Origin of the sequence: Moellerella wisconsensis ATCC 35017, from assembly GCF_001294465.1 — a bacterium.
In the GTDB taxonomy this organism is placed as follows: Bacteria; Pseudomonadota; Gammaproteobacteria; order Enterobacterales; family Enterobacteriaceae; genus Moellerella; species Moellerella wisconsensis.
The window spans coordinates 99,294-113,126 of sequence record NZ_LGAA01000006.1; the positions used below are offsets into that span (position 1 = coordinate 99,294).

The following is a 13,833-nucleotide window of genomic DNA, read 5'->3' on the forward strand; positions in this document are numbered from 1 at the left end:
GGTTCATTGCCTGACAAATGGTGTAAATTCATTTTACCCATATTAATATTATGTATGATTAAGCAAAGGAATTCATCTTGTGGATGATACAAAAAGAAAAAAAATGTTAACTGATGTGAAAATCGTGGGTGCAAATCAAACAAACGTGCAACAAAAAAGCCATATTGGTTCTGATGTAACTGATTGGGTTGCCGAAGAAATACCCGTTGCACTTATCTACAACGGTATATCCCATGTGGTCATGATGGCTACCCCAAAAGATTTAGAAGATTTTGCGATAGGCTTCTCACTTTCTGAAGGGATCATTCAATCTCGCCAAGAAATTCGCGGAATTGATCTCTCTCCAAGCTGTAATAGCGGTATCGAAGTCAATATTGAATTATCTAGTCGTCGTTTTATGGAATTAAAACAACATCGCCGGAATATGGCCGGTCGTACAGGTTGTGGTATCTGCGGCACAGAACAATTATCAGAAATATTTAAGCCAATTAAGCCGCTACCATTTACTCAAAAATTTTCATTATCCCAATTAGACCAAGCACTTTCTCAACTTAGTAAAGTACAAGAAATCGGTGCTCTAACCGGCTGTACTCATGCTGCTGCATGGATAACCCCCGATGGAGAATTAACCGCGGGCTGTGAGGATGTAGGACGCCACGTCGCGCTGGATAAGCTGTTAGGTATGAAATCACGATTAAATTGGCAGCAAGGTGCAGTGCTTGTTTCAAGCCGTGCAAGCTATGAAATGGTACAAAAAGCAGCGAGTTGTGGAGTTGAGATTTTATTTGCGGTCTCCGCCGCGACAGCTTTAGCCATTGAAGTCGCTGAAAAAAGTAATTTAACATTAGTGGCTTTTTGCCGCCAAGGCCGTGCAACCATTTTAACGCATGCCCAACGCTTAACTGATTAATTTCTAGTTAATATAAGTTTTAGAGCCAAATATCCTTTGCTATTAGGCTGCCAGTGATGGCAGCTTTTTATTTAACTAAAATAAAAAGCATATTAATTAGTTTCCCGTAATAAAAAACAATAAACAATAAGACATATATATATCTTGTGTTATTAACCAATCACAGTCATGTTAGGACATTGCTGATCAGCATATAAACATATCTATTAATAAATCCACATTAACAACAAATTTTAATAAGGATATTAAAATGAAATTATTGAAACAATTAATAATTTTTAATTTAAGTATATTTAGTATTTTTAATACTGCCTATGCTGAGTTAGCCTTTAATCAATCGGCAGATATAACGGACCAATCAATAAAGATTGCTGTCGGTCCTTCGCAAATTAATTCAGATACCCATCCTGCCCCATTACATTCACCAGGAATTGGCATCTCTATATTAGAGAATGGCACTAAAGTTAGCTTTAAAGGGCTAATTAGCTCGCCGTACTATGAAATACCAAAAGATCAATATAATAATTATGATACCGAATTAGCTCTTACAGATCCCAGTCTCAAAAATATTGGAATCTATCGTTTCGCTAAAACAGATAACGAAGAAGTCTATTTTGGTGAATGGACTTACCAACAAGACGATACCGCCTACCGTAATGTTTATTATGCGGGCCAAGATATCACCACGGATATGCCGTCCGAAGGTAGCGCTACTTATACGACCTCCGGTATTAGTGTAGGTTATGCGGAAAATGGCCCTATCAAGGGCGCACTTAATGCAGATTTCGCACAAAATACCTTACAAGGTGATTTAACTAATGGTTCGCTCACTTTGAATATTGATGCTGCTATCACTAATAATAGTGCCACCTTTGCTGGAGCCGCTAAAATTAGCCACGACAGTAATCAATACTCCGGCGATACCTCAGGGCATTTCTTTAATGACCAAGCCAGTTCTTTAGCCGGAATTGTCACCTTCACCGATAATCGTCAATATGACGTGAGTTTCGCGGGTAAAAAATAATATAACCTTTTATTATTAAAACTGGAATATATCTAATAATACTGATTATAGCTATATTAGATTTCTGTATAGCTATATACTTTAACTTATTAAGTTAATAATTAATATTAATACGGATATTAAAATGAAATTATTAAATTCAATTATTATTCTAAGCAATCTAGGTTTTATTATGTCATCATATGGCGATGTAGGTTTTAATAAATCCGCTGATATCGCTGATCAATCAATAAACATCAATGTTGGCGCATCAGAGAATCTTTCTATTTACTATCCTGCCCCGATAAACTCACCAGCTATCGGCGTATCTACACAAATAAATGGTGAGAGAGTTAGCTTTGCAGGGGTTATCAATTCAATATTTTATACCATGCCACAAGATAACCATAATATGTACGATACATCATTAATCTTAAGCATGAATGGCAATATTGAAAGAATGAAGGATAATATTGGTTATTATCGCTTCGCTAAAACAGATAACGAAGAAGTTTATTTTGGTGAATGGACTTACCAGCAAGACGATACCGCCTACCGTAATGTTTATTATGCAGGGCAAGATATCACCACAGATATGCCGTCCGAAGGTAGCGCTACTTATACGACCTCCGGTATTAGTGCAGGTTATGCAGAAAATGGTCCTATTATGGGTTCACTGAGTGCAAATTTCGCACAAAATACCTTACAAGGTGATTTAACTAATGGTTCGCTCACTTTGAATATTGATGCTGCTATCACTAATAATAGTGCCACCTTTGCTGGAGCCGCTAAAATTAGCCACGACAGTAATCAATACTCCGGCGATACCTCAGGGCATTTCTTTAATGACCAAGCCAGCTCTTTAGCCGGAATTGCTACCTTCACCGATAATCGTCAATATGATGCAAGTTTCGCAGGTAAAAAATAATATGACCTTTTATTATTAAAATTGAATAATAAAGTAGCCAATACCGAGGAGAATCTCGGTATTTTTATTTTTTAAACAAATAATCTTAATGGTAAATAAATGACATATATTATTTAAATTAATTCATACTACAACTTATAATAATAGTGATTAAGAAAGATAAAGATTAGACAAATTAAATATAACACATAAATATAAAATAAATATAAACGATAAAAATAAAATAAAAAAACACATGTAATACAATAAAATAAAAATAATAAAAATAACTATTTAAATAAAATCAAAAAACATGAAAATAACGTTTGCGTTATTTTAAAACCGGTATATGCTCAATCTTGCTGGTAAACAGCAACCACTGGAATATATCTAATAACATTATTCATGGATATATAAATATTAGATGCCTGTATAATTCCATCCTTCAAATTATTAAGTTAACAATTAATTTTAATAAGGATGTTAAAATGAAATTATTAAACTCAGTCATTATTCTAAGCACTCTAGGTTTTATGGCGCCATCATACGGCGAAGTAGGTTTTGATAAATCCGCTGATATCGCTGATCAATCAATAAACATCAATGTTGGCGTATCGCAGAGTGTCTCCACCTTCCATCCTGCACCTGTAGGTTCGCCGGGTATTGGTGTCTCGGCAAAAAGCGATGGAATGAGAATCGGATTCAAAGGACTTATTAGTTCACCTCGTTACACCATGCCACAAGATACTTATAATATGTACGATACGTCATTAGTTCCAGGCCCTCATGGTAATATTGGTCATTATCGTTTCGCTAAAATAAATGATGAAGAAGTCTATTTTGGTGAATGGACTTACCAACAAGACGATACCGCCTATCGTAATGTTTATTATGCAGGGCAAGATATCACCACAGATATGCCGTCCGAAGGCAGCGCTATTTATACGACCTCCGGTATTAGTGCAGGTTATGCAGAAAATGGTCCTATTATGGGTTCACTGAGTGCAGATTTTGCACAAAACACCTTACAAGGTGATTTAACCAACGGTTCGCTCACTCTAAATATTGATGCTGCTATTACTAATAATAGTGCCACCTTTGCTGGAGTCGCTAAAATTAGCCACGACAGTAATCAATACTCCGGCGATACATCTGGTAAATTCTTTAATGACCAAGCCAGCTCTTTAGCCGGAATTGCCACCTTCACGGATAATCGTGAATATGACGCAAGTTTCGCGGGTAAAAAACAATAATATTGTCCATAAAAAAAGAAGAATTACGTTAATCAAATAAGGGTATCAATTTACCCAATAAATACCGAGGGAATTCCCTCGGTATTTTTATATATAAATTGAGCATACTAAAAATAAACAATCGAAATAATTATCAATATAATAAAAACATAACTAAATGTTAACTTACTAATTATTATAAAATCAACTAAAAAGGTCGATAATTTAAATAATACAATCAATAAGGTTCATTTTATAAAACAAAAATAAGACAAATCACTTTTGTCTCTATAATAAAATTACTAAATAAAAGTTATTCACCTCAAGTCAATAAAGGTATTAAAAAAATAAAATTTAAATTAATAATCTTTATGCCAAGATATTGTAAAATATAGAATTATAATAGTTAGCAATAAAAATAAAAGAAAAGTAATTCAACATTTTTGTGGATTTTAATGATAATATTTAAATGATGATTAAATATAATCAATAAATTTTATGACTATTTACATTATTAAAAAAAAGATTAAACTTCATTCAGCGTTTAAACTTAATTAACAGCCATACAGAGAAGGATTTTAAAATGCCTGTATTATATGATAGTACCATTAATTATAATCGTAAAAAAAATAGCCATAAATATAATTCAAAAACTATTAGATTTTCAAAGCAACTAGACCGATGTACATTATATTCACCTTACTTAAGTCATGGGATAGTTCTATTCACCTTAAAATGCCAAGTTATCAAACTACCCAAAATGAACTATTTTGACATATTAACTCATGAGCAAATTTATAAAATATTAAATATCAGAGCAAATTATTTATTAGAGAAAAATAGTCTTGAGAATCAATATTGTAATGATTATATTCCATCAACATTAATGTTTTGTTACTAATCGCGGCAGAATTAAAATTTAAAAGTGCAGAGTAGATGATAGTTAAAATTAGACTTAGAATAACAACTAATTAACTATAATATTATTCATCATAACAGATTACTAGAAAATAAATAATGTCGCTACTGGCTCACTGGCCACCGACGGGATAAGGCATTACTGTTTTTTAGCCTTATTATAAAACATTCAATAAGCCATAAGATAGCTTTGACTAAAAGGTAAGGATACCATGTCACAATCTTGTATGCGCTATTCCACGCTTGCAATATCAATCTCACTGTTACTATCAACCGCGCCCTATGCCCATGCCGAAAATTCGATCGTGAGTTCTAAATCACATAATAAACAAGAAATACCCCCGGCGAAAAAATCGCTACAAAAATCGTTTATTGGTGATATTGATGTCTCCGACCAATCTGATCAAGATGCCACGGGCTATGACAATGTTTACGATAAAAATATCGCCAATTCCTATATCGGGAAAGAAGAATTTGAACGTTTTAAAGGCGTATCTCCCGGCGATATGTTTAAAGGCGTAGTCGGTGTTTTTAGCGGTGAAACCCGTAATGGCGGCGCGATTGACCCCAATATTCGTGGTGTTCAGGGGCAAGGACGTGTGATTGTTACCGTGGATGGTACAGAGCAAGCGATTACCGTTTGGCGAGGTTATTATGGTAGCAGTAATCGAAACTATCTCGATCCAAATATGATCCGCAGTATAGCAATAGAAAAAGGCCCGTCGTTATCTCAAGATGTTAGTTCATCCATAGGAGGGGGCATTGCAATAAAAACCATCAATATTAACGATGTTGTAAGAAAAGGCGATATTTTTGGCATTAATGTTAAAACAGATATTGGCAATAACTCCATCAAACCAAGATTTGCCAAATTAATCTATGGCGAAGATTATCGCGATCTTGATCATAAATTGATTAACCGCTATATGTTTGATGATAAAGACATTAATATCCGCACTCACAATAGAAATGAATACGTTCTGCATGGTGTCAATGATCTCGCCTACCGTGTCGCTCTCGGTTTTCGGCAAGATCGCTTTGATTTCATGCTGGCATATAGCCACCGTAAAAATGGCAATTTTGCCAGTGGCCATCGGGGCGCGGATGGCTACAGCATGCCTTTTACCGAAAAAATACGCCAAAGTGGACATGTCGAGTCTTTTATCGCAGCCCCAATAGATCCCTTTCTACCTTTTGCCGCCAATGTTTATTATCCCGGCCATGAAGTGCTCAATACATCAAATACCATGGACACGCTATTAATCAAGCATAATTGGCGTATTAGCGATCTACAAGCCCTTCATTTTAGCTATCGCCATACCCAACTTTATTTTGGCGATATCATGCCCTCACGGCTGTATTTTATTGCCCCCAACGTAAATAAATTACCGCAATGGCCAGAAGGCCAAGTAGCGCAGCGCGTCGCCAATATTACCTATAAAGCATTATCAGATAACTATCCCTATCTGAATTTTCGCGCCAATCTGTGGTTTAATCATACGGATAGCAAACTAAATACCGGGGGAGGGTTCCCACGATATCCGACTGAATATGATACATTATATGATAAGTTTACTCCGAAAGATCTTTCCATGGATGGTAGCCTGATTGAGACATCTAGTAGCCATAACTATAATAATCGATGGGGGATCAACCTAAAAAATGATTTCCGCCTCACCGCCAAGAATTTACTGACCCTCTCTGCGCGTTTTCAAAATGAGCGCATGACTAGTGCGCATCCCAGTGATAGCAACTATCGAGTATTTACTTTTTGGCCGCCGCGTGAAGGTCGCCGACAAGAGTATCATTTTGGTATGAATTACGTTTGGACTCCCATAGACCGGCTCAATCTCACCGCGGGTTTACAATATAATACCTATTGGTCAGTAGATGATTTCATTAACAACCGCATTGACGAAGGAAAAGAAGGGACAAAACGCTTAAACGAACGGATTGGGGTAACTGCAGAATATAAAGAAATATTAACACCAGAAGAGCGCATTATTTATACCCAATATAAAACATTACGTAAGGCTTATTTTGGAGTATCCTTTGGTAAAAAATCCACGGCTCCCGAAGAAAAAAAATATTCCGAACAAATCGAACAGCAATATCATGATATGGATCGTAAATACGGCTATAAGTACTTCAGTAGCATTCGCATAGATAAAGGCACAGGCTTATTATACCGTGACGTTAAATTAAAACTTAACGTAAATTCGACCACTGGACTGTTGCATAAAGAAGAAAACCCTTTTTATAACGGCAAAAAAGATATTAATGAAAAAGTCATCCATCCTATCACTGGCGAAAAAATCAACCGCTATATTGTTAATCCACTAAGCAATCGAACCGGTAATATTTTGGATTATAGCTTGGGTCTTGATGATGGCAATCCTCTAAATGCCAAGTTGATGACCAAAGAACCAAAACGCAAAGCATCAGCTTGGGCCCCGGTACTTTCAGCCTCTTTAGAGCTTACCAATCATTGGCGAGTGTATCTGCGTTATGCCGAGGCGGTCCGCTTGCCTTCACTGTATGAAAATACCGGCAATATTAGCGGCCTACGATTTATTAGAGCTAATAATCAATTTGATAACGAGCGCTCACAAACCATTGAGTTTGGTAGCGTATATGATTTTTCTGCTTTAGTGAATACCGAACACCGCGCAGATATTAAGCTCAGTTATTATGATATGCAGATACACAACGTGTTTGAACGCACCACCAATGGCTGGTTTATTCAAATGGATAAGCAGTTGATTTCCGGCATTGAACTGCAAGCACGCTATGATAGCGGAAGAGTATTTGGTAATCTTAGCGCAAGTTATAATATAAAAACGAAAGTCTGTGATGAAGACTCTTACATTACCATGAATGTATTCAATAAACTCAAGATCCCAGATTGTATTGATGGGGGTTATCCTGGGGGATCATTACGAACGTCAATCCCGCCTAAATATTCGATTCATGCTAATCTAGGGATCCGACTTTTAGACCAAAAATTAAAATTAGGTAACCGTTTTATTTATCACAGTAAAGTGGTAAACAAAGATGAAACTTATTTGAGCACAATAATTCCAAACTTATTTAGTGGTAGCAATAATAATCCAGTACGCTGGAACCCTATTTTTACGATTGATTCATATATTAACTACCAAATTACGCCAGATACCTCTATTGAGTTAGTTGGTACCAACATGCTAGATGAATATTATCTAGATCCACTCACTCGCTCGATGATGCCAGCCCCAGGGAGGACCTTTAAATTATCTATTACCAGTCAGTTTTAATTAATTTCATCTCTAATTATAGTCAGTAAAAACATTTTAATTACCCCACTAGTAATTCATTTGTATTGTTAGTTTTTCTGGCTGTGCTTCGGCACAGCCTTATACCTATTTAATACAAATAATACTCTATTTAATTATTTCAATTAAAATCGCTATCCTAATCCCCGAAAATAAAACTTCAATTAATTGAAAACCAAAGGGAATAAATTTAAATATAAAATACATATACAGCAAAAACTTATATATTAAATTAACATGAAATATGCATGAAATAAAAAATAAAATATTAAACTCTTTGTATTACAATCCACTAATGAACTTTTAGCAAATTAAACGATCAACTAGGACAAAGTAGTTAATAATAACTATTTACCTTGCTAAAAAATCGGTATATGCTTTCTTACATCAACCCACAAGAATAACCAAATAATCAATTACCCTTACAGATGAAACGGTGAAATAAAGGAAAAAATCAAAACCAGTATTAATATTTACATTAAAATAAAGTTAATATTGAATATAAAGACAACAATTTCACCAATCATTATTTTTATTATAAAAACGAGATAACTAAAACGTACTAAAATATAGATTAATTAAACATATAATCCTACAAAACAGAATATTTATTGGAACAAGGAAAAATATGAATAAAAAATAAAACCACTCCTAATAACTCTATAGATCATAAATGAAAAATGAGACATAGATAACACGTAAAATATAAATGATATAATAAATAATGTGATAGAAAACATAGAAGTTATCACACATATAGAAATCATAACTTATTTTTATATAGTTTATATAGTTTAATTAACGCAACAACCAACCATTAAAATATTAAAAAAAATATTTAAATGGCTATTAAAATGAATAAGGATATTACAATGAATAAGGATATTACAATGAATAGAGATATTAAAATAAATAAAGTAAATATAGCCGTCATCTTAAGCACTCTCATTACGGCCCCTTTAGCTCACGCCGCATTAGGCTTTGATAAATCACCCGACGTAGACCTACAAACAGTTACTATTAGCGTCGGTCCTTCAGAAGTAAATACGCCTAAGCACTTCGCTCCACTTGGCTCTCCCGGCATAGGCATCTCACTTTTAGCGGACGGAAAAAGAATTGCTTTTCAAGGATTAAGTCTTATCCCGAAAGATGATAATGGTATTCATGACTCTTCATTAGTACCTCCTCACCATAAAAATATTGGTATCTACCGCTTTGGGCAAGTAACTGACGAAGACGTTTACTTTGGTGACTGGGCGTATCAAGAAGGTGAAGAACACTACCGTAATATATACTATGCAGGGCAACAGGTCTCTACTGACCTCCCTACAGAAGGCAGTGCCACCTATACTACCCAAGGGATTAGTGCGGGTTACAGTGAAAATGGCTTAATCACCGGTGAGCTAATCGCAGATTTTGCTAGCAATACCTTAATCGGCGACTTAACCAATGCTGAATTAGCATTAAATATCAAGGCAGAGATAGCCAGTGATCAAGGTCATTTTAAAGGGGATGCAATTATGCAACACGATGCAATCACTCATAATGGCGAAACCACAGGGCACTTTTTTAATAGCCAAGGCAGCTCCCTTGCCGGTATAGCGACTTTTGATAGTGCCCGAGAGTATGATTCAAGTTTCTCTGGGAAGAAACAATAATCTCATTTTAAATAATCTAACTTTATATATTCAGTATCGAATTATTCGAGTAGTTTGAGTGGTTCGAATAATTCGAGTAGTTAACTGAGTTAATGGTGAAAAAAACAATTATATGGTAGTTGTACTATAATTATAATTTGACTTACTAAATTGCAAATAAATATTGAAACCAATAAGCCAATATATTCTGAGAAATGATTTATCTCAACACCGGTTATTCCTCCGGTGTTTTTTCATTTTATTTTTATGTTCAATAAATATCTCCTCAGCAATAATTTCAAATTCAAGAATATTTACTCTTTACACCGTACTAAAAAATTGATTAAACTCCGCAACTTAATTAATACCTTAACTTATGCATAAACCAACACACAGCCATGATGAAAAGGATTTTCAAATGCCTGAATTAAATTCAAGATACAATTTGAATGCTATTAATTCCTTAAGCCAAATATTTACCCCTCTATTATCTACAATCGATATTCCTGCATCCTATTTTTATTTAACTGATCAAATAGGCCAATACTTTAATAAAAAAACAATATAGACCAAATAAACCCGTACTTTATAAGGTGATATTTATAAGATCATATGTCTATTTTCTTTGTTTAGAATAATACCATCATAAAATACCGGGATTATTTTTAAGCTCAGAATATATCATCATTATAAATATTAATTAACTTCATCACATCACTGTATAGACAGAAAGGTAAGGATACCATGTCTCAACTTTGTACCCGTTATTCTAATCTGGCAATTTCGATTTCCTTATTACTCACATCAGCGCTTTATGCCTATGCTACGGCAATAGTCCAACAATCTAAAACATCTATTGGCAATATTACTATTAAAGAAATAACCACAGATGAAAACTCTGCAGCTGACCAGATTTACGATAAAGATATATCTAATAGCTACATTGGAAAAACACAGATTGAACGATTTAAAGGAACTTCCCCCGGTGATATCTTTAAAGGAACAGTCGGTGTTTTCAGCGGTGAGACCCGTAATGGGGGAGCGATTGATCCTAATATTCGAGGAGTTCAAGGGCAAGGCCGTATCCCCGTCACCATCGATGGAACAGAGCAAGCCATTACCGCTTATCGAGGCTATTATGGCGCGAATAACCGTAATTACCTCGACCCAAATATTATTCGCAGTGTAGATATAGAAAAAGGCCCCTCATTATCACAAAATATGCGCAGCTCTATCGGTGGTGGTATCGCTATAAAAACTATTAATATCAATGATGTGGTTAAACCTGATGATAACTTTGGTATTAATGTAAAAACTGAAGTAGGCAATAATGCCATTAAACCCAGATTAGCCAAGCTGATTTATGGCGAAGATTATCGAGATACTACTCACGATTTATTCGATCGCTATACTTTTAATGATAAAGATATCAATATCCGCACCCACAATAGAAATGAACATGTTTTACACGGGATCAATAGCTATTCCTATCGTGTTGCCGTCGGTTTTCGTCAAGAATTATTTGATTTTATGCTCGCCTATAGCCATCGAACTAACGGTAACTTTGCTAGTGGTCACCGTGGTGCAAAGGGATATAGCGCCCCTTTTACTGAGCAAGATAGAGACAGTTATAGTGGAAAATTAGGACCAGATTCGGCTAAATATCATCCCGATCCTTTTTTACCCTTTGCCGCCAATGTTTATCAGCCCGGTCATGAAGTCTTAAATACCTCCAATACTGCCGATACATTATTAATAAAACATAATTGGCGTATTAGTGATCAGCAACAATTAAACTTCACACTACGAAAAACTCAGCTCTATTTTGGCGATATAATGCCTTCTCGACTCGCAAATTTCGCGCCCGAAAATGGCTTGCTACCACAATGGCCTGAAGGTCAAGTCGTACAGCAAGCCGGCAGTATTAATCATAAGATTCGTTCAGAAAAATATTCGGCTTTAAATCTTCACAGCAGCATCTGGTTTGATAATACGGATAGCAAAATTAATACCGCAGGTGGATTTCCTCGTTACCCGACAGAAGTTGACTTTATGCATCAAATTCAAGGTATCAAAAATCCACATAAAGATGGCAGTTTAATTGATAGCGTAAGTAATCATACGCATAATAATCGTTGGGGAATTGACCTAAAAAATGACTTTCGCCTAACTCGTCACAACTTACTTACCCTGTCTGCGCGTTTTCAACATGAAAAAATGACTAATGTGAATCCCTATAATAGCGGCTATGCCGTGAATACCTTTTGGCCTCCACGCGAAGGACGACGCCAAGAATATCATCTCGGGATTAATTATGCGTGGACACCACTAGAACGCCTCACTCTTAATGCCGGTATTCAATATAATGCGTATTGGTCAATCGATGATTTCATCAATAAACGCCGAGCAGCAGCAGACACGCAAGTAACTCCAAGCCCTGAGCGAATATCTTTATCCAGTAAATATCAGCGATTATTCACCCCACAAGAAAGTGAAATTTACCAACGCTATCAGCAACTACAAAAACAAAACTTATCATTATTTGGGCAAGTACGGCAGCAGCAAGCTAAATTACGCGCTGAAAAGCGAAGCGCGACCACCGAAGAACAACATGCAATAAAAGCCATAAAACAACAGCAGCAACAAATATCACAAGAAACCAATAACCTGCAAAAACAATACAGTTATATAAATAAATCCGTGCAAGATAAAGCAACAGGACTGAACTATCACAATATCAATTTTATTCAGCTAGTCGATGAACTTACCGGCCAACTGAATAAACAGGACAATCCTTTTTATACCGGTGAAATTGATATTAATCAGCAGCAATATGATCCGATTAGCCAGCAGAATATCGATATTTATAAAGTGGCTGCATCAGCCCATCAAGGCAAACCTCTATTAGACTTTACCCATAAACGCGGAATTATAAACCCTAAAAAACCCCTCCCCAAACGCACTGCATGGGATTGGGCACCGGTACTTTCAGCCTCTTTAGATCTGACCGACGACTGGCGTATGTATCTGCGTTATGCAGAAACTATTCGTATGCCATCTCTGTATGAGGATACCGGTAATATAGCTGGCCAGCGCTACCATAAACCTAAAAATCAATTTAAGCCCGAACGTTCAAAAACAGTAGAAATAGGCAGCGTCTATAATTTATCGCAGCTATTAAAAACTCAACATCATGCTGATATTAAATTAACTTATTATGATATGCAGATAGAAAATGTGTTCGAAAGAAATTATTTATCTCAAACTATTCAAATGGATAAACAACTAATATCAGGTATCGAATTACAAGCACGCTATGATAATGGATTATTTTTCAGCGATGTTAGCGCCAGTTATAATTTAAAAACAAAAGTCTGTGATGAAGATTCCTACATCGCAATTAATATGTTTAATAAATTACCTATCCCAAACTGTATTGATGGCGGTTATCCTGCTGGTTTTTTACGCACATCGACGCCCCCAAAATATTCACTTTATGCCAATATTGGTCTGCGCTTATTCGATGAAAAATTAACGCTCGGTAACCGATTTATCTATCACAGCAAAGTGATCAATAAAGATGAAGCCGATTTACAAAAACGCTTACCCAGCGCCTTTGCTGGCTTTAGTAATAATCCTCTACGCTGGAATCCCATATTTACTGTCGATGCCTATATGAGTTATCAGATAACTGCAGATACATCAGTAGAATTAGTAGGAAGTAATATGTTAGATGAATATTATCTTGATCCATTAACTCGCTCGATGATGCCAGCACCGGGGCGAACGTTTAAATTATCGCTAAGCAGCCAATTCTAGGACGATTAATTTGAGTGATCCTTTGGCTGCCTATTAATATAGCCAAAGGATCCCCTTTATAATCCAGTATATTTGTAAGGAATTACTTTAATTTAT

7 protein-coding genes are annotated in these 13,833 nt (G+C 35.6%); all 7 read left to right on the top strand.

Features of this window, described 5'->3' with window-relative positions; genetic code table 11:
- Window positions 1–79: 79 nt before the first annotated feature.
- The 7 genes from fdhD to M992_RS02965 all read left to right on the top strand — a co-directional run bounded on the left by fdhD (window position 80) and on the right by M992_RS02965 (window position 13,737).
- Entirely contained in the window at window positions 80–910 is an 831-nt protein-coding gene (gene fdhD / locus M992_RS02930) for a formate dehydrogenase accessory sulfurtransferase FdhD (RefSeq protein WP_053907253.1), read from the top strand.
- 250 nt (window positions 911–1,160) lie between these two features.
- Window positions 1,161–1,934, top strand: coding sequence for a Slam-dependent surface lipoprotein (locus M992_RS02935; protein ID WP_053907254.1), 774 nt, complete (start codon window positions 1,161–1,163; stop codon window positions 1,932–1,934).
- A 124-nt stretch (window positions 1,935–2,058) separates the two neighbouring features.
- Window positions 2,059–2,841: a Slam-dependent surface lipoprotein gene (locus tag M992_RS02940; RefSeq protein WP_053907255.1), complete on the top strand. Its 783-nt coding sequence runs from the start codon at window positions 2,059–2,061 to the stop codon at window positions 2,839–2,841.
- A 467-nt stretch (window positions 2,842–3,308) separates the two neighbouring features.
- Window positions 3,309–4,073, top strand: a complete 765-nt coding sequence (locus M992_RS02945; protein ID WP_053907256.1) for a Slam-dependent surface lipoprotein — start codon at window positions 3,309–3,311, stop codon at window positions 4,071–4,073.
- Window positions 4,074–5,182: 1,109 nt separating this feature from the next.
- Entirely contained in the window at window positions 5,183–8,263 is a 3,081-nt protein-coding gene (locus M992_RS02955; protein ID WP_053907258.1) for a TonB-dependent receptor domain-containing protein, read from the top strand.
- Between the two features lie 890 nt (window positions 8,264–9,153).
- Window positions 9,154–9,939, top strand: a complete 786-nt coding sequence (locus M992_RS02960; protein WP_134473595.1) for a Slam-dependent surface lipoprotein — start codon at window positions 9,154–9,156, stop codon at window positions 9,937–9,939.
- A 723-nt stretch (window positions 9,940–10,662) separates the two neighbouring features.
- Entirely contained in the window at window positions 10,663–13,737 is a 3,075-nt protein-coding gene (locus M992_RS02965) for a TonB-dependent receptor domain-containing protein (RefSeq protein ID WP_053907260.1), read from the top strand.
- Window positions 13,738–13,833: the final 96 nt, after the last annotated feature.

Bases quoted from the DNA above. Each gene is read 5' to 3' on its own strand.
- M992_RS02935 (WP_053907254.1), top strand. From the start codon at position 1,161: ATGAAATTATTGAAACAATTAATAATTTTTAATTTAAGTATATTTAGT.
- M992_RS02960 (WP_134473595.1), top strand. From the start codon at position 9,154: ATGAATAAGGATATTACAATGAATAGAGATATTAAAATAAATAAAGTA.
- M992_RS02955 (WP_053907258.1), top strand. From the start codon at position 5,183: ATGTCACAATCTTGTATGCGCTATTCCACGCTTGCAATATCAATCTCA.
- M992_RS02965 (WP_053907260.1), top strand. From the start codon at position 10,663: ATGTCTCAACTTTGTACCCGTTATTCTAATCTGGCAATTTCGATTTCC.
- M992_RS02940 (WP_053907255.1), top strand. From the start codon at position 2,059: ATGAAATTATTAAATTCAATTATTATTCTAAGCAATCTAGGTTTTATT.
- M992_RS02945 (WP_053907256.1), top strand. From the start codon at position 3,309: ATGAAATTATTAAACTCAGTCATTATTCTAAGCACTCTAGGTTTTATG.